This is a genomic window from Dictyobacter vulcani, assembly GCF_008974265.1.
Taxonomy (GTDB): Bacteria; Chloroflexota; Ktedonobacteria; order Ktedonobacterales; family Ktedonobacteraceae; genus Dictyobacter; species Dictyobacter vulcani.
Genome location: NZ_BKZW01000005.1, coordinates 72,702 through 90,573, shown reverse-complemented (window position 1 = coordinate 90,573; position 17,872 = coordinate 72,702). Strand labels below are relative to the sequence as shown.

Below are 17,872 nucleotides of genomic sequence, written 5' to 3'. Positions count from 1 at the left end.
AAATCTTCTAAAGTACGTTTTCAGCAGAAGAACGCTGCTTCCGAGCCAGCCAGGGAGGAGGCATCGCTCTCGTTACCAACACCACGACAAGATACCCTGGCATAGATAGCATAGAGACAAAAACGCCAGAAGGGCTAGCCATATCTGAGCAAAAACAGCAACCAGACGAGCATCCACATCCCATTACCATGGTGGACACTGCTATCGTTTCTGCTTGCAATACACTACCAGCCACAGAACAGCCAGCACGCGCGGCTCTCTCTGCGCTGGATACAACTGCCGTGCCCACTGTCAACCAACCAACCACGAACCGCACGGCTCTCTCAGAACTGAATACCAGCATCGTTCCCAGTGTCGCCAGGCCAGCACCAACGCCCACGCCTGCCCCAGCACTGGAAGTACAACCAACGGCAGGCATCGAACTGGTCAGACATTCTACACCCAGAACACAACCCAAAAGCAGTCCGGATGCCGCGCATGAAGCCTCGACAAAAACAGAGGTGCAGCCCAAAAAAGCCAGTCGGAAGTCCGCCAAAACACCTGCAGTGGTACCAGGACGCGATGCACCAGTACGCTACACCTATTGGATAACCCTTGGTTATCTAACCCTGCTGGCCTATATCATCATCCAATGTGTGTTTATCCTGCAACGGCAAAGCGGTCCTCGTATGGACGAAGCCACCTATATTGTGGCCGGGATACGTACCTTGCAAGGACAGGGTATTCAGGACGGCTATTTATCCTGGTTCGCGGGTTCGCTGCTCTGGCCACTGCTGGCAGGACTCGGCTTTACGCTGAAAGGGTTGCTACTGGTACGCTTTACGGCCATGGCCTTTGGCTTTGTGACCCTGGTGGCCCTGTATAGTGCGACTAGAAATCTCTTTGATGCCAGAGTGGCTTGCTTTACAGCCATGGCATTTGTAGCGAATAGTACCATGCTGGTTCTGGGACATCTGGGTGTCTCTATGTCTCCTGCGGTAGCGTTGCTGGCTATCAGCCTGGCCTGCCTGTCACAACTCACTAACCATCCCCATCGCTTCTGGATCTGCGCTGCGGCCGTCGCTTTTGCGCTGGCCGTGATCACTGAATATCTGGCCGCATTGATGCTGCTGCCTCTGCTGGGCGTGCTGGCCTATGTACGACAGGATAAGAGGCGCACCGATATTTTTCTTTTCCTTTTCCTGGCCACGGGTCTCTTCTTAGCTTTCCTGCTCTCATTTCAATATCAATTTGGGGATTGGGTGAGCAGCGTGACAAACACGGTGGCGACTCCACGCACCTCCCGCCTGGCGCTACTTATGACGCAGGCCTACTTTACTGGTATCCCATGCGTGATTGCGGCACTGGGATTTTTGCTGGCCGGCAAAAAGAAACTGACGATCTTTCTACTCATCGCCAGCGTCTTATTTCCGCTCTATCATGGATTAACTGGTATCGCAGCCGATATGGATGGCAATGCCGGCTTTGGCTTCCTGTTTCTATATCCCTTGATCGGATTAGTCTGTGCCTTGCTCTGGAAGCGCATGTTCCTGCTCAAGTTCCTGGCACTGATAGTCCTGGCAGGACTGATCGTGCTGGGCGTCTATCAATATCCCAAACTGGACAATAATTGGCCAGATATCCGCCAACCCGCCACCTATCTGGCCCAGCAAGCAAAACCTGGAGACACATTCTTGATCAATGACTCCTGGTCCTATAGTATGTATCTTTATGCACAGCACAAAATCAAAGCCCCAGATGCAGTCCTGAATAATTACCAGATTACCCATAGCAAAGCAAAGATCAATATTTGTCAATATAATTGGTTTGTAGAGACCAAATGGAGTAATAGCTGGCCAGCCACTATCACCAAACAATTGCGTGCCTGCAAAAACTTTGTGCCAGTCTATTTTTATGAGCAAAAAGACACAGCACTCAAGAGTAATTTCCAGATACTCAAATACACTGATACAGTCACCATCTGGAAAAATATCAATAGCCACATAACGACAAACAAAACGCCTGGCCCTTCTAAGGCTGGAAAAAAATAGTAACAGATGAAAAAGGTAAGCTAACATGGACAACATTTCATCTAGATACCCGGATGATCAACAAGGGCCGAAGCAAGGGGAAACTCGAGGAAAAACTGATACAGCGAGCAGCCTGAAAAGGCCAAGGAAGTTTCGCTATACCCAACCAGAGAGCGCGGCAACACCGGTACAAGAACCGAGAGGTTTCCAGGCACACCAGGCTACCACCCCCACGCACGCAAATTTTGTGCCAGCGGATGGAGCAGGAGGACAGGTAGACTTTCTTCCTCAGTTTCCCTATCGACCGGAACCGCCAATTCAGGAATTCAAACAGGCCAGAATAACACACCATCTGCACGATTCCGCCGTGCCGACGCAGGCCGTTGTGCCACCAGAACAGAAGCAGCCATGGGGGCACCAGATATGCCCACTCAGGATATGAAGCAAGACGAGGTGAAAAAGAGTCTGGACGCATCCGAGATGCCCACTCAGGCTATCTCACAACAAACGATAGCCGAGGAATTGGCCAGAATAGTCAAAGCTTCAAATCCCCACCTGCACATCTCAAAAAATCAGGTGGCACACAAAAATTCAACCGCAAAGACCTGGTTACACGCCAGTCGTCCATGGATGGAATCCAGGAACCATCCTGGGTCGATAAAAAGCTCTCGACGTTTGAGATGCTGGCAACCCATCCCATCCAGGCCATCAAAGAGATTACGCGCCTGGACAAATTTCAGACGGTCCCGATGGCAACACTGCGTGGCGTTCCTACCAGCCAGAGTGCGAACAGCCTTAAATTACGTCTGAGTGGTCTTTTCTTTGCCGCCACCGCCGTCTACTACCTGGTCTGGTTGCAGGGGATACTTAATAAAGCCGCCCTGTGGCTCTCGATTCCTTATTTTATTGCCACCGTGTACATGACCTTATTGATCTTAATCACTATTTTCAATAACTGGCAGCGCACCATTCCAATCCTGCGCAAACATCCATTACGGGACGAACCACAGGTCGCGATCATGATTCCGACCTATGGTGAGCCAATTGAGATGGTCCAGACAACCATGGAGAGCGTACTCAGTCAGGAATGGCCACAGGATAAAATGCTCCTGATCATCGGCGATGATAGCCATCGGCCCGAAATGAAAAAAATGATCCAGACGATGAAGCAGCATTTTCCTTTGCCCAAATTGATCTATTTTGAGCCACCACGCAAAGGGAATCCTGCCCGCAAAGGCAGCGCCAAAGACGGAAATCTGAATGCCATGCTGGACTATGTCTCGACCGAGTTTCCAGAGATTGAGTTTATCGAGACCCGCGATGCGGACGATGTGGTGGGTACCCCCCACTTCTTGCGCTACGTCATGGGTCACTTCCAGCAGCATCCAGAGGTCTCCTACATTCAGACCATCAAAGACACCCTGGTCAGTACTGGAGATCCTTTTGGTAATCGCCAGACGTTCTTTTATCGCGGCGTCATGTTTGCCCGCAACGCCACCAACTCGGTCTTCCCCTGTGGCAGTGGTCTGCTATGGCGTAAAGAACAACTCCACAAGATCGGTGGCTTCCCAACCTGGAATCTGGTCGAGGATCTCTATTCCGGCTATGTCGCCATGCGCAATGGACTCAAAGGAACATATCTCCCCATCGTAGGAGCAGTCGGCCAGGTCTCGCCCGAGGATATTCCCAACGTCTACAAACAGCTCGGCACCTGGGCGCTCGATACCCTGCGCATCTTTTTCTGGCAGAATCCCTGGGTCACCAGAGGACTATCCTTCCGCCAGAGAATGCAATTTACCGAACTCGGCTTCTTCTATCTGCTCAGCCTGCCGCTACTCTTATTTATCATCACCCCGATCATCGACCTGGTCACCGGCATTCATCCTTTTATTTCTGACAATCTGGCCTATGTCATGCACTTCTGGCCCTACGCCCTCGCCACCGAGATCCTGCTGGCCTTTATTGGAGACTCCACCACCTTTGAAGAGATCTGGCGCGCCCGGCAGATCTGGTTTGGCATGATCTTTGTCTTTATTAAAGCCGGCTGGCTCGCGCTGTGGTATGGTCCCAATAAAAAGCCCGCCTACAAAGTGACCCGTAAGACGCAGCAGGCAGGACTCTATTTCCGCGAGACGGCCACTCAGATTGGCTTATTTGTGCTTCTGCTGGCAGCCATTATCTTCAACCTCGTCACCCATCCAGATATCAAAGGAGCCGACCTGGGTTCCATCTTCTGGGCCATCTTCTATATGTTCCTGCTCACCGGTATCATCAGTAAAAGCTGGTTTGGTGTCAGCTTCAAAAGAAAAGCCCTGAAAGATTAAAACCACAAAAAAAGCTCATCTTCCTTTTGCCGAAGATGAGCTTTTTTTGTGGTTTTGTTTGAGCTTGAGAGTTAGCCAGCACGATAGCGACGACGGTGTCCGAGGCCACGGGTCAACACATGCCAGATGGCAATCATGATGATTGCTCCGATTAGTCCGCGCAACAGGGGAACACCAAACAGGTTAAAATCGCCAATACCAGTGATGTTGATCACTCTGGTCATCAACCAGACACCAATCACACCAGCGATAATCGCACCAATAATGCCAAATGGAACCTTCCAGCCAACGATATATTCTGCAATTACCCCAACCACGGCTGCGATCACAATATACATGATAATGTCAAAGCCGATGGTCCATACATTGGAGCCAATCTGAATTTTTACAGCGTCTGCAAGAACCAGCATAAAATTCTCCTTTACGTCGTCCCTTATTTCTTTGTCAGGAAAACGCACGTTGCCTTGATAATAAAGTTCATAAGATCGGTAAATAAAAAACTGCGTAACCATGCGATCGACAAATATGCTCTTCCCTATCTATACGTTTTAACACGACTATAAAGTTTCGAGAAAAGGCACAAAAAATGAATAGGACAAAAAAACCTATGGCTGACGTTACTTTTGGGATGGGCATTGTAGAATATACAACATAAGGTATATGCTCTACGTAAGATCTAAAGAAGAGCCTATCAGCTAAACTGTGACACTGCAAACCAAGGAAAGGACCCAGGATTATTCTTTTATGAATACTGCCACCCCTTCAGTTCAAGCTCAACCTTCTGCGCAGCCGACGCAAACGCAAGCTCGTTTTGCCTTTCTCATTTTGCTCATCATAAATATCCTTAACTACACCGACCGCTCTGTGCTCGCGTCGGTACAGACCCTTATCCAGCCAGAGTTCCATTTGACAGATATTGATCTCGGCCTGCTGAATTCCTCATTCCTATTTATCTATGGGTTGGCCACACTGCCCATTGGTATCTGGGCGGATCGAGGCACGCGCAAGAATATTGTGGCGATCTGTGTGACACTCTGGAGTATCGCCACAGCATTGAGTGGCCTGACACGTAACTTTCTACAACTCTTCCTGACACGTTCCGTGCTGGGTATTGGCGAAGCAGGCTATGCTCCGGCCTCCGTCTCACTGATCGGCGACTACTTCCCCAAAGAGAAACGTGGCCTGATGCTCTCCGTCTGGTCCATTGGTAATTTGATTGGAACCGCTCTAGGACTGATCATGGGAGGCATTATCGCCGAAGCATTCGGTTGGCGCTGGGTCTTTTATATTGTTGGCATTCCAGGACTCCTGGCCGCCTTTTTCATCTGGCGCGCTGTAGAGCCCAGACGCGGAGCTTTTGATCGCGTAGATGGGAATAGCAGTCACGAGACCACGTCTGCACATGGCAGTATCGGTAGCGATATCATCAAGGTCATCCGACAACTTCTTAAAACACCGACATACTGGGTATTGGTAGCTGCCTTTATCTGCAGCTTCTTTATCATCGGAGCCGCACTCTCCTGGATTCCAACGTTTCTGCATCGCGATTTTGGTTTGACGGCTGCCAGAGCTGGCACTGTCTCTGGTGGTGTGCTGGCCGGAGGTAGCCTGATCGGAACATTGATTGGCGGCTGGCTCTCCGACTATCTGCAGAGAAGGATGCCTCAGGGACGGATGCTGGTCACTACTATCGCCTTTCTATCAGGCGCCCCCCTGACCTGGCTCGCACTCTCTATGCATCAACTGCCAGCCTTCATCACCGTCTTCTCCATCGCCATCATTTGTCTCAGCCTGAGCCTGGGACCGATCCAGGCCATCATCCAGGATATAACCTTACCAGAAATACGCTCCACAGCAGTGGGCCTGGCCCTCCTGCTTGGTCACCTGCTAGGAGATGCCGCATCGCCACTGATCGTTGGTATCATCAGTGATAGCACCCACTCCCTTGGTTTCGCTTTACAGGTCACCGGCCCCACCTGCCTCCTGCTGGCCGGCCTGATCTGTCTCATCGGCATCAAGACCGTGCCCAAAGATATGGAGAGGATGCACAAGCACCTCAACCAGGAACGATCCGCCGTGTAGCTTCGTGGCTAGACCAAAGTACCGGCAGCGCTGGTCGCTAATACGTTTCACGTAAGCCTTTTTCTGGACGAGATTGACGAAAGCATCTAAGCCGATCAGAGGCCCAGTGACTTCAAAGGATCAAGAAAAGCGAACAGGTAGGTTCGACCCTTTGGGTCGATTCGTGCCTGCATGATATCCGTGCTTGACCATGAGCAAGCCTCTTCACGCCTTGCTTCACCGCTTTTTCACTTGCGTGATCCTGCGGAGGTGAGGGTATCGTGGAGGCAACCGAATCGACCCAAAGGGTCGAACCTACACGTTTTACCCCTCTTGATCCTTTGAGAAGGTGTTCCTTCACCGTCATGCTATCATTTCAGCCATTCAATCCTTAAGTGAAACGTATTAGCGATATGTTGAGAGATGGTTCGACGTGACCAGCAAGCAAGGTGTACGTGGAGAGGGCGCCACATGCGGAGGCCGCACTGCTGCGTTTGCGCAGGCCAGCGTGCAAGCACGACGCGCAGTGCTGTGGCGCCTACAGGGATCGTGTGTGCCGTGGCTTGCTCGCGCAGCAACGTGGTAGGAGAGCGCGTGGATCCTCCCCGTACCGGTGCGCAAAGGATCACGAAACAGGATCCATCTCGGTGTAGGCGCCACAGGCATGCGCTGCTCGTTGAGCCCCTCGCTCCATGATCACGCCGCATGCCGGCCTCCGCGTGTAGCGCCCTCTCCACGGACGATCCGCTGCTTTTTTTCACAACAGCTTTTGCAACCACAAAAGTGCTTAAACGAAACGTATTGGCGACCAGCGCTGCCGGTACGCTGGCGATGAAACGCACAAAAAAGCCACCTGAATCTTCAGGTGGCTTTTGAAAAAGCGGGTTACGGGGATCGAACCCGTGATCTCAACTTTGGGAAAGTTGCATGTTAGCCACTACACCAAACCCGCGTCTGTCCTTGAGTGACATAGAAAAGTATACCTGATCACCCTACAATTGTCAAGCATTTTGCCGCTTGAGCTTTTTCTTATTTTCGCATTGGGGCAGATTTCACTGTAAGTATGGTATGATACAAGTAAAAAACAACGAATTACGGCATAGGGCGTATATATTGCAGTGCCTATTCTCTATTATTGATAGCCTGGAGGACAATATGGGACTTTTTGAGCGGTTTATCAATCTTTTTCGGATTCGTGCCAGCTCTGCCCTGGATAAAGCTGAAGATCCCGGTCAGGTAATGGATTATTCTTATGGGAAACAACTTGAGCAGTTACAGCAATTGAAACGTTCGATTGCAGATGTCGTGACGCAAGAGAAGCGCCTGGAGCTACAACAAAAACAGGTCGCGGATAAAGTGACGACGCTGGATAGGCAGGCCCAGCAGGCCTTGCAAGCTGATCGAGAGGATCTGGCTCGTCTGGCATTGCAGAAGAAGGAGACGCTACTCATCCAGTTGAATAGTTATGAGCAACAGATTGCACAATTGAAGGGCCAGGAAGAGAAGTTGATCGCGATGGAGCGTAATGTTTCGTCCCGCGTTGAAACGTTCCGCACCCAGAAAGAGATGGTCAAAGCACAATATGGCGCGGCACAGGCTCAGGTAAAGATCAATGAGGCGCTGACCGGCATTTCACAGGAAATGACCGAGATGAATCTGGCAATGCAGCGGGCACAGGATAAGGTGTTAACGATGCAGGCCCGCGCAAATGCCATGGATGCACTGATTGAGCAAGGAGCACTGGGCGAACAGGGCCTCCTGGGCGCCGGGAGTGGCGATACACTCGACCGGGAGTTGCAGCAGATCAGCGCCCAGCAAAATGTTGACGCTCAATTGCAAGCCTTAAAACAGCAACTGCAACTCGAAGGTCCGAATGCCCAGCAAAGACAAATTAAAGGGCCAGCTACAGAAATGTAGTCTAGCCCTTGTTCTGTTCTTTTTCCTTGCGTGCCTTGTCCTTATAATAGGATTTTGGCTTAGGACGACGCTCAGTATCTACATAGGCAGCAGGAGCAGAATCTTCACGCGCCATGATCTCAGTTTCATCGCGCTCGCTGATCAGCTCTTGCAAGTCATTGTAGACATTATAGTTATCTTGCGTCTCTGGCATACGCAACATGTGACGCAAAACCTGTACTTGAGAAATACTCGTACGGTCATTTCTGGCGGGCTCAGCCCTTTTCAGCAATTTCTCAACCTGGTCCATGCTATCATCATGCGCTCCAATGCCTTCGAGCCGCTCTCTTACCACCAACAACTGCTCGTATAAGTTCATTTTATACTCTCCTCAAGAATAGCAGACCTTAATAATCCACTTAAGAGTATGGTAACATAGAGCATAAAACCCGTCAAATTAACGCGACGGGTTAGTACAAGATTGTCAGGAGTTGGTTGCGATGAAGACGCCAACTGGATCTTGCTGTGGCTGGCTGCTTTCTTGGGGGGTGACGAAGACCAGGTTGGTATAAAAGGTACTGCCACCGTTAAAGTCAGCGAGACGGTCCGAGGTGGTCCAGTTGATGTTACGCTGGTCGGGACTGAACTTTGGCCACCAGACGGTGGTGGTTGCCAGCACGCCCGGACGTACATCTTCTGAGACTTCGGCGACGAGATGACACCAGCCACGCTCGTTACTGACGCGCACCAGTTGACCCGAGCGAATACCGCGTAGCTTTGCATCCTCAGCATGAATGCGCAGGGTCGGGTTGCGCTCTTTGCTGATCATGGTCTGCTGATTGCCGAAAGTAGAACTGATAAAATGGTGGGCCGCAGGCGACAATAGTGGGAGTGGCTCCTCTTTGCTGGCTGGCCTGGTCGGCTCTGGTCTGGCCTCTACTTCAGGTTCCCAGCCCGGCAGGGGATCATAGCCTTTGGCGATCGCTTGCTCAGAGTAAAATTCGACTTTGCCCGAAGGAGTGCGGAACTTGCCATCACTAAAGGGGACACGCTCGTGCTCGGGAATGACCAGTGGAATTGAACCCTCGGCCTGGAAACGCTCCAGGGTCAGACCCACCAGGGCAGGCTGCTGAGCCTCCGTCGCTGTCAATACCTCAGCAATAACTTCATCCGCAGACGCGGTCAACCAGGCTTCCTTAAAGCCCATGGCAGCGGCCAGCGCACGCATCACATCCCAATTGCTGCGTGCCTCGCCCAGCGGTTCGATTGCTGGAGTATTATATTGCAGGGATAAATGCCCATAGGGCTTGTGGATATCTACCTGCTCCAGCTGGCTGGTGGCCGGCAGAATAATGTCGGCGTAGCGCGCGGTATCGGTCTCGAAGAGTTCGTGCACAACCGTGAAAAGATCCTCACGTAGCAGTCCCTCAACTACTTTACCGGCGTTGGGTGTCGAAGCCACCGGATTAGCATTGTAGACATAGAGCGAGTAGACCGGGGGATCAGCTTCGCCGGTCAGGATAGCACCCAGGCGATTCATATTCAAGCTGCGCGTGGCAGGCGGGCAGACGGCTTCACCACGGCGAGCCACTGTCGCGCGATCCCACTTCAACCAGTCGCTGGTGCTATACATCAGACCACCGCCAGCCACACCATATTGTCCCACCACTGCTGGCAGACAGGCCAGGGTACGCACGGTCTGGCCACCATTGGTATGGCGATTGATGCCATCCGAGATCCTGAGTACCGCTGGCGCGGTCATCGCATATTCACGGGCCAGAGCCACAATCGTCTCCACGGCCAGACCAGTAATTGTCGCGGCCCGCTCCGGTGGATATTGCTGGATACGCTCCCAGAACGGTTCCCACCCAAGTGTATGCTCGGCGATCCAGGCAGGATTATGCAGGCCCTCTTTGACAATGACATACATCATGGAGAGCGCCAGAGCGGCATCGCTGCCCGGCAAGGGCTGGATATGCTGATCGGCCGAACGAGCGGTCAGGGTACGAATAGGATCGATGACGATGATGCGTGAGTCGTTGCGCTGGGCTTCGCGCAAAAACGGCATGACGTGGGGCGCGGTACTGGCAGGATTGCTGCCCCAGATCAAGATCAATTTACTCTGAACCAGGGTTTCAGGCGAAGGTGCGAGACGACCGCCGACAGTCAGTAATACTGCGTCTTCCGCTGCATGGCCGCAGATCGCACGCTCAAGCTGACTCGCCCCCAGGCGATTCCAGAAACGCGCATCGGTAACGCCTCCCTGGACCAGGCCCAGAGTACCGGCATAGCTATACGGTAAAATAGTTTCCGCGCCATGGGTAGCTGCCAGTTGCTGCCAGCGTTCCGCAATCTCAGCAATCGCCTCATCCCAGGAAATGCGTGTAAACTGACCGCTCCCTTTGGGTCCGCTCCGGCGTAGAGGATAGAGCAGGCGTTCTGGATGATAGACGCGCTCAAGGTAACGATTGACCTTGGCGCACAACCAGCCTCGCGTAATCGGATGGGTCGAACGTCCCTGCACGCGTACAGCGCGTCCCTGCTCATCTACATGCGTCTCCAACGCACAGGTATCGGGACAATCATGGGGGCAGGCGCCATAGACCACACGCAACTGGCGACCATCAACGCTTTTCGTGGAAGGCTTCACAGACATACAATCGGTTTCCTTTCGATTCCTTGAGGGCAGCAGCAAGCAACCGCTGGACAGTACACACGTCAACTTCTAAGCATTATTCTCATCCCAGGCACCTTCGCCTGTCAACCAATCCAGCATCGTGTCTGGCATGCGCGAGACGGCGCCCTCACGCTGTGAGCAGCGTGGCAAACTATGGAGTACAGTTGAGCCATATTCTTTCGAGGTCACGCGGCGATCAAATAAGACGACAATATTCCGGCCGCTCTGATTGCCCCACATAAAGCGATCAATCACCCGCCGCACACGCAGCGTCGCCATCGGGACAGTCAGTTGATGCAATTGATCTGAATATTGCTCGGCCCGCGCCGCAATGGGTGGATCATTCAAGACCGGCATGGGCAAACGAGCCACAAACAGACAGGCCGGCGGTCGCACCACCTCATCCATGCTATCCCAAAAGCTGCCCGTGCCCAGAATGACCACACGCTGCTGGGATTGGAAAACCTGCCAGAGTTGACGCGGCGAACCGTCTGCACCCTGTCCCAGGACCAGGATATCGCGCGCTTCCAGAATCGGCTTGATCGCGGTATAGGTGCTGCGTAAAGCGGCGTGGGAAGTGAAAAGGGCCACCACCTGCCCTTCAAGGGCCGTAGCGATATTGATCAGAGCCTCATCGACATGGCGTTGATATTGGGGCGAATTTGGCTCAGGGACATCATTGGGCAAATAAAGCAGCGTCTGCTCGGCATGATCCGCCGTCACCGAACGCTCAGGAATCGCCTCCTGCTCAAGTCCCAGACGCTGACGAGCAAAGCCGAACGAGCTGTCAACCGCTAACGCAGTACCCACAAAGATCGTACCGGATTGATCCTGCAACAACAAGCGCCTGAGCATATTTGAAGTCTGCACCAGTTGAGAATATAAAACCGGCGCGTGCTCAACCGCTAATGAACCAGTGCCGGGATCAGCCGCCTTCCTGGCCGCATGCTGCTGTGCTGGCGACATCGGCATCGGTGGTGTGCGCAGCCAGTAGACCATATCGCTTTCAGCAGTAGACATCGCCTGCTGGACCATCTGTACCATTTCGCCCAATTTGTAGGCCGCACCCACCAGTTCACTGGCCACAGAACTATCCTCACCACTCCCCTGCTCAGGCTTACGCCGACCCTGTTGCGCTGAAAGGATAGTTTTTTCAGCCAGATTCGCCACATCAATTACAGCCCGCAAACGCTGCGCCGCCTGCTGCCAGGCCTGTTCAGCTTCATTCCACGAACTGAGCTGACGAATATTTCCATTAATGCGCAGAGGTTGATCCGCACGTTCATTGCCACGGGCATTCGGTCGATGTGCACCTTCCGAGCGCCCCTTGCCACCCTGAGCAAAATCTTCTACCAGTCCCAGGAAGGCCGCAAATAAGCGTTCAACCGACATGCGTGCCTGCCGCAAGCACTGAAACCACTGCAGTAAGCGCTGATCCAGCTCGGCTTTCGTCACCGTCAGGGTCGTAGACAGACCGCCAGGACCATTCACCCGCAAAGCCGGGGCCGCCAGCGCCAATAGGCCCTGATAGCGTCCATCAGGCAGTTCAGTACCAATCGTATTCAGCAGCCGCAACACCTGCAGTTGATCAAACTCTGATCCCCCCCAGCGAATATTCTCTTCTTCCAGCAAATCCGCATCCAAAATCAAGCGGCGATCAAAATCAGCCAGCAGAGGTTGGGACAGGGACAGGTCATCGAAGAGGCCGGTATGGGTCGTCACCACGAGTTGCGCGGCCTTCACACGCTTCTCGGCCAGCTCGACAAAACAATAACCTTTACGCCGATAGGTGCAGCGTTGATAGCTTTTCTCAAAACGTGGATCAAGCGAGCGCTTCTGCTCAAAATCAGACGAGATTCTTTCCCAGGCCGATATCTCTTGCTGCAACAGGGTCAGCTCACTACGATCCCCATGGAGCGTCTCGTGCGTCCAGAGCCGCAACTTGGCCAGACCACGCGCCTGCTCGGCAGTCAGTTCACCACTGGTACGACGCATAGCAGCACCAAACCAGCGATGGGTGCAGAGATAGCCACCATGTTCCGCCAGATACGCCACCGGAATCTGAGAATGGAGTTGAGCCTGGAGGCGAGGGAGGATAGTATCGATCAGGCGGCGAGCATACTGTTGGTTCACACAGGCAAGCACCAAACGGCGCGGAGGATCCTCAGGACCAGATTCTTCAGCCAACCACTCAAGCACCGGTCGCAAGGCAGCGTTATAATCATGTCCACCCAGCGTAAGCTCTAAGAGCAACGGGGTACGCTGCTCCAGAGATTGGCGCACGGCACTGCGGGTACTGGCCAGTTGTGGATTCTCTGTCTGCTCGGAAGCAACGACGCTGAGAGGAAGATCAGGAGCCGGAATAGCAGGAGGAGTAGAGGGTTGCGCGGCACTGTCAGGCTCGCGACCAACCGCAAAAGAGAGGACACGTGGATCCATGCCAAGCTGGGCCGCGAAGCGATCCCCCAGACTCCCCCGGGAGAGGCGGCCTACGACCCCATCACGCTCCTGGCGCTCACGCAACTCCTGCCGAAAGAAATGCAACAAAGGCCAGGAGCGCGGCGCATCAAGATTCGCCAGGTCGTTCAGCACATCCAGATCAACATCCTGCAGCCGCTGGTGCAAAACATTAAAGACTTCCATAGCCAGCACTGTATCAACCATAGCGCGATGGCGATCATGCGGCACACGCACCCCCAGGGCCTCAGCGACCTGTCCCAGATTATAGCTGACCAGCGAGGGCAACAAGACAGTCGCCATCTCAAACGTATCAACCAGAGGATTCGAGCGCGCGATACCACGCATGCGCAAGAAACTGGCATCAAAAGGAATGCTATGTCCAACAATAGGAAGATCACCAAGGAAATCCTGCAAATCCCTGGCAACCGCAGAAAACGGAGGAGCGCCGGTCAGATGCTCTGGCTTAATACCAGTCAAGCGCTGCACACGATAAGGAATGGGACGACCGGGAGCCACAAAAGTCTCTAATGTATCGATGACTTCAGTCCCTTGAAACTTTACCGCAGCAATCTCCAGGATTGTGTCTTGCTCGGGATGTAAACCGGTCGTCTCTAAATCAAGGGCAACACGAATGGCAGATCTCTTCGCCATAGGTTATCTGTTCCTCACGCTCTCTCGACTACATTGAACGAATAGCATCTCCATACCTATTGAGGAGGCAAAGGAGATGGTGACCAGTTTTCCAGCACGGCATGAGCTTTCAGCGCCGCTCGTCCGCGATGGCTAATCTGGTTTTTCTGCGCTGGTGGAAGTTCAGCAGTTGTCTTTCCGAGTTCGGGAACCAGGAAGATAGGATCATAGCCAAATCCGTTGGCACCACGAGGTGGATTCGTAATCATGCCTTCAATCGACCCATCAACACTCTGATGATATCCGGAAGGCTCAGCGATGGTAATAACACACCTGAAGCGGGCGGTCCATTGCTCCGGAGGGACATCGCGCAAGCGATCAAAGAGAAGCGGAAAACGTTTCTCGTATGGCGTATCGACACCCGCAAAGCGAGCGGAATACACACCCGGAGCTCCACCAAGAGCATCAATTTCCAGCCCTGAATCATCAGCCAGCGCCAGTACACCTGCGGCACGTGCATATGCCAGAGCTTTTAGTTCCGCATTTTCCTGAAAGGTCGTACCAGTCTCTTCTACATCAAAATCAATACCGAGGTCCGTTAGAGAGAGCAATTGATAGGGTAAATCCTGAAATATTGCTCGATATTCTTCCAACTTATGACGATTTGTGGTTGCCACCAATAGGACGCGCATACAAAACTCCAAACTAGGTGGGATCGAAACGTTGGCCTCTATTCTACCATACCATGGTAGAGTTGTCGAGATGAACATTTCTGTATTTAAACACAAAAAATTACTATGAAATGCATCAATTCAAAATAAGAAAATGCACTTGAACTATAACTGCCCCACGGAAGCTCGCGCCTGCGGCGCTCACAGTTTTATGATGAGTGGTGTGGTGGTAGGTGTCCGCGGGCACCTACCACCACACCACTCATCAATTAAGTGAAAGCTAGCGATTTTGAGATGGAGAGAAAATTTGCTTTAAAAGCGCTTGACATGGCATAGGTTTACAGGTATAATCGGCAGTGTTAAGAGAAGTTGGCATAACTTATGATGTCCTCTTTCTTGAAACAATACCCGCCGATGTAGCTCAGGGGTAGAGCAACGCTTTCGTAAAGCGTGGGTCGTCGGTTCAAATCCGACCTTCGGCTTTTTTTTATGCCTTTTCCACCATGCATGTAGGTTCGGGGCTTGCACCCGATTGGCCCCCCTATACAAACCTCACCGCACCAAGATCACGCGAAGCAAGGGAATCGCTTCCAAAGCGAGAAATCGGGGTCAAGCCCCGAACCTACGAGAGAACGCCTTCATAAATCTCTTCGAGGGGTAATTCTAAATCAAGTTGATCTAATTTGATAACCTCATTCTCCGAGAAACGTTCCTGCCTCCAATTTGTCGCTTTTCGGTAGACTTCGGCATAGCGCTCATTCTGGCTCACCAGGATGTATACTTCTAAGCTTGGACAAGATTGGTAGCGTGCAAACTTCTCTCCACGATCATATCTCTCTGTCGTTGGAGATAAGACCTCAACAACAATGAGAGGCGACTGAATGCGAAATGGCTTTAATCGCTTATCCTTATCCCAATCAGCTCTATCGCAAGTAAGAACAACGTGACACTCAAGCTCAACACCTTAGACAATTTTATGCAAGAAGCGCTTGTCGGGATACCTGCTCGGACGCGAACTGGTCGCAGCGGCAAGCGCCAATACGTTTCGGTTATGGATGGAATGGCTACAATGGTGGCATGATCATGAAGCAACGCATGCAAAAATGATCAAGAGAGATACAAATGGTAGGTTCGACCCTTTGGGTCGATTGTCTCCCCCCCCACGAATGCATTGCCTAACATGTCATAGCTTGCTCATGGTCAAGCAAGGATAGTATGTAGGGAACCAATCGACCCAAAGGGTCGAACCTACTTTCGTTCATCTCCTCTAAGGATCAAACCGTCCCTGGGCTTAAGCGAAACGTATTGGCGACAAGCGCTGCCGTTACAATAAAAGTGGGCAGGCCTCACGGAAGGCTTCTACCAGTTCGCCGACTTTGAGGATCGGGCGATGCATCGCGGGGGGTGTGGAGAGGTTGAGGGTGAGTATTTTGCTGTTGATCTGGCGCAGTTCTTGATCGTATTCAATCAAGGCCTTCTCAACGGCGGCATTAAAGCCGCGCTTCTCGCTTTCAAAGGGGGCAATGCGGCGTCTGGCTAGCTTTTGCCGGCGTGTAATCAAGAGGTTGGTTCTGGCAGTCGTACGTTCGAGCGCACTATCAATCTGGCGCTGTAATTCAATCTCAAAGGGCACATAGCCATTACTCTTGAGCAAGCCATTAGCCATACTATGCTCATCACGCGGCTGCGTATCCAGTTGCAGTGGCTTCCCTATACCTTTCAGGTTATCAAAATCACCGCGTTCCTGGGCTTCACGGATCTGCTCTTCAACATAATCGCCCATACGCCGACCACGATAGGTAGGCTGCTGCTCTGCGGTATCCGTTAAGGGATTGTCTGTTCTTTTCCGCCAATCAACAAAATCCATCGGAAAAACTCCTTACTTTTCCTTTTCGGCAGTGTCTCTATCATCCTTTTTCTCTATTATAGCGTTTTTGATAGCATCTCGTGCAACCTCATAGACCTCGGCCAGTGGGATCTGGCGTGCGGTAGCGATGCGCTGGCATTCTTCATATTCAGGGGAGGCACTGATCAGTTGCGTGCCCAGGCGCTTGATCTTGACCAGCATCGGACCCAGCACCGTCTGGATCTGCACCTGTTCGCGCTGTGCTTTGAGGCGACGAATAGGCTGGATGCGCACACCCAGGGTGGTGGTCTCGCGCAACAATATCAGAGCCAACTCATCCCCCATGGATAGTGGACAAATGACCGTCAGGAGCGTGGCCGGGCGATTCTTTTTCATCTGGATGGGGGTATAGGTTACGTCCAGCGCTCCAAGGGTAAAGAGGCGCTCCATCAGTCCTCCCAGGAGCTCACCGGTCATGGTATCCAGATGGGATTCAATCACCGCGACCCAATCGGTATCGGCTCCCTCTACACTGGCAGACTTTTCCATTTCAACGGCTGGGTCCAGATAGAGACGCATAGTGGCCGGCCGCTTCACTTCGTCGGCCGGGCTTAGATAGAGGCGCATAGCGAGAGGCGTGGCATTGTGACGAAGACCAACGCCATAGCCAATCCGTTCAATAGAGAAGTCTGGTGTATCAAAGCGCGCGCAGGTGGCCAGCAGAGCCGCCCCCACAGGAGTTACCAGCGTGACGGTCTCATTGGTTGGCTGCCAGCGCGCTCCACTGCCGCGCAAGATCTCTAACGTGAAGGCAGAGTCAATCTGTCCATCCTTCTCCTCGGCTCCCATCACCAATGGTAGCCAGGAAGCATAAAGCTCAGTGATCTGGAGCTCAAATAGACCAGTAAGGATCGCCACAAGTTCCGCCACGCTCCTGGAAGAAAACTGGACTTTAGAGGCAGCTATTTCGCGCACGATTGCCCTGGCCTCAGCCATGCGATGCAGGCAAGCCAGCACACGAGTCAGCACCAGTTCCGGTAAAGCCCCTACCTGCAAGATCTCCTCCCACTCCCCAACGAACGAAAGGTCTCCAGTTCATGACTCTTCAGGGTCAGATGCATGCCTGTTATGCTATAAGGCGCAACCCTGCCCGACTCCAGTTGATAGGAATCCACCCCCACCGCTGCCAGGGCGCGCTTTATCACCTCCAGCGAGACTCCAAGATCCAGCAGGGCCGCCAGCCACATAGGACCACTACATCCCATCGAACAATCCACAAAAGCCATCTGTCGAACCTT

The 17,872-nt window shown here is 52.6% G+C and carries 14 protein-coding genes, 2 tRNA genes and 1 pseudogene; 6 read left to right on the top strand and 11 right to left on the bottom strand.

Going from position 1 to position 17,872, the window contains the following annotated elements; genetic code table 11:
- Positions 1-281: 281 nt before the first annotated feature.
- The 3 genes from KDW_RS30205 to KDW_RS30195 all read left to right on the top strand — a co-directional run bounded on the left by KDW_RS30205 (position 282) and on the right by KDW_RS30195 (position 4,333).
- A complete protein-coding gene (locus tag KDW_RS30205; RefSeq protein ID WP_162005757.1) occupies positions 282-2,030 on the top strand; it encodes a glycosyltransferase family 39 protein in 1,749 nt (582 codons plus the stop codon).
- Between the two features lie 25 nt (positions 2,031-2,055).
- On the top strand, positions 2,056-2,451 hold the full coding sequence (locus tag KDW_RS30200) for a hypothetical protein (protein WP_151759609.1): 396 nt from the start codon (positions 2,056-2,058) through the stop codon (positions 2,449-2,451).
- 184 nt (positions 2,452-2,635) lie between these two features.
- Entirely contained in the window at positions 2,636-4,333 is a 1,698-nt protein-coding gene (locus KDW_RS30195) for a glycosyltransferase (protein ID WP_151759608.1), read from the top strand.
- A gap of 71 nt (positions 4,334-4,404) precedes the next feature.
- Here KDW_RS30195 and KDW_RS30190 read toward each other — a convergent pair whose 3' ends face one another.
- Positions 4,405-4,743 (bottom strand): GlsB/YeaQ/YmgE family stress response membrane protein, encoded by a 339-nt coding sequence (locus KDW_RS30190; protein ID WP_151759607.1) that lies wholly within the window; start codon positions 4,741-4,743, stop codon positions 4,405-4,407.
- Positions 4,744-5,077: 334 nt separating this feature from the next.
- On the opposite strand from KDW_RS30190, the gene KDW_RS30185 reads away from it, so the two are divergent.
- Positions 5,078-6,415 carry a spinster family MFS transporter gene (locus KDW_RS30185; protein WP_151759606.1) on the top strand — a complete coding sequence of 446 codons (1,338 nt, stop codon included), beginning with the start codon at positions 5,078-5,080 and terminating at the stop codon, positions 6,413-6,415.
- Positions 6,416-6,765: 350 nt separating this feature from the next.
- On the opposite strand, the gene KDW_RS32100 is transcribed toward KDW_RS30185, so the two are convergent.
- On the bottom strand, positions 6,766-7,023 hold the full coding sequence (locus KDW_RS32100; RefSeq protein WP_162005756.1) for a hypothetical protein: 258 nt from the start codon (positions 7,021-7,023) through the stop codon (positions 6,766-6,768).
- 250 nt (positions 7,024-7,273) lie between these two features.
- Positions 7,274-7,346: transfer RNA gene (locus KDW_RS30175), tRNA-Gly, on the bottom strand.
- A gap of 203 nt (positions 7,347-7,549) precedes the next feature.
- Between KDW_RS30175 and KDW_RS30170 the strand changes: the two genes are divergently transcribed.
- Positions 7,550-8,311 (top strand): PspA/IM30 family protein, encoded by a 762-nt coding sequence (locus tag KDW_RS30170; protein ID WP_151759604.1) that lies wholly within the window; start codon positions 7,550-7,552, stop codon positions 8,309-8,311.
- A 1-nt stretch (position 8,312) separates the two neighbouring features.
- On the opposite strand, the gene KDW_RS30165 is transcribed toward KDW_RS30170, so the two are convergent.
- The 4 genes from KDW_RS30165 to rdgB form a co-directional block, all read right to left on the bottom strand.
- Positions 8,313-8,669: a hypothetical protein gene (locus KDW_RS30165; protein ID WP_151759603.1), complete on the bottom strand. Its 357-nt coding sequence runs from the start codon at positions 8,667-8,669 to the stop codon at positions 8,313-8,315.
- A gap of 105 nt (positions 8,670-8,774) precedes the next feature.
- Complete coding sequence (locus KDW_RS30160) at positions 8,775-10,946, bottom strand: molybdopterin-containing oxidoreductase family protein (RefSeq protein ID WP_151759602.1); 2,172 nt, start codon at positions 10,944-10,946, stop codon at positions 8,775-8,777.
- A gap of 69 nt (positions 10,947-11,015) precedes the next feature.
- Positions 11,016-14,078: an exonuclease domain-containing protein gene (locus KDW_RS30155; protein ID WP_151759601.1), complete on the bottom strand. Its 3,063-nt coding sequence runs from the start codon at positions 14,076-14,078 to the stop codon at positions 11,016-11,018.
- A gap of 56 nt (positions 14,079-14,134) precedes the next feature.
- The gene (gene rdgB, locus KDW_RS30150; protein WP_151759600.1) at positions 14,135-14,749 is read right to left on the bottom strand and encodes an RdgB/HAM1 family non-canonical purine NTP pyrophosphatase; all 615 of its coding nucleotides are present in this window, start codon (positions 14,747-14,749) and stop codon (positions 14,135-14,137) included.
- Positions 14,750-15,138: 389 nt separating this feature from the next.
- Here rdgB and KDW_RS30145 point away from each other — a divergent pair.
- Positions 15,139-15,210, top strand: a tRNA-Thr gene (locus KDW_RS30145).
- 140 nt (positions 15,211-15,350) lie between these two features.
- Here the strand turns inward: KDW_RS30145 and KDW_RS30140 are convergent.
- The 4 genes and pseudogenes from KDW_RS30140 to larC all read right to left on the bottom strand — a co-directional run.
- Positions 15,351-15,659, bottom strand: a pseudogene (locus KDW_RS30140) (Uma2 family endonuclease); the annotation flags it as partial.
- A 393-nt stretch (positions 15,660-16,052) separates the two neighbouring features.
- The gene (locus KDW_RS30135; RefSeq protein WP_151759599.1) at positions 16,053-16,595 is read right to left on the bottom strand and encodes a DnaJ family domain-containing protein; all 543 of its coding nucleotides are present in this window, start codon (positions 16,593-16,595) and stop codon (positions 16,053-16,055) included.
- Between the two features lie 12 nt (positions 16,596-16,607).
- Positions 16,608-17,630 (bottom strand): nickel pincer cofactor biosynthesis protein LarC2, encoded by a 1,023-nt coding sequence (larC2, locus tag KDW_RS30130; RefSeq protein WP_162005755.1) that lies wholly within the window; start codon positions 17,628-17,630, stop codon positions 16,608-16,610.
- Positions 17,621-17,860, bottom strand: coding sequence for a nickel insertion protein (gene larC, locus KDW_RS35520; protein WP_151759597.1), 240 nt, complete (start codon positions 17,858-17,860; stop codon positions 17,621-17,623). The genes larC2 and larC overlap by 10 nt, the downstream gene beginning before the upstream one ends.
- Positions 17,861-17,872: the final 12 nt, after the last annotated feature.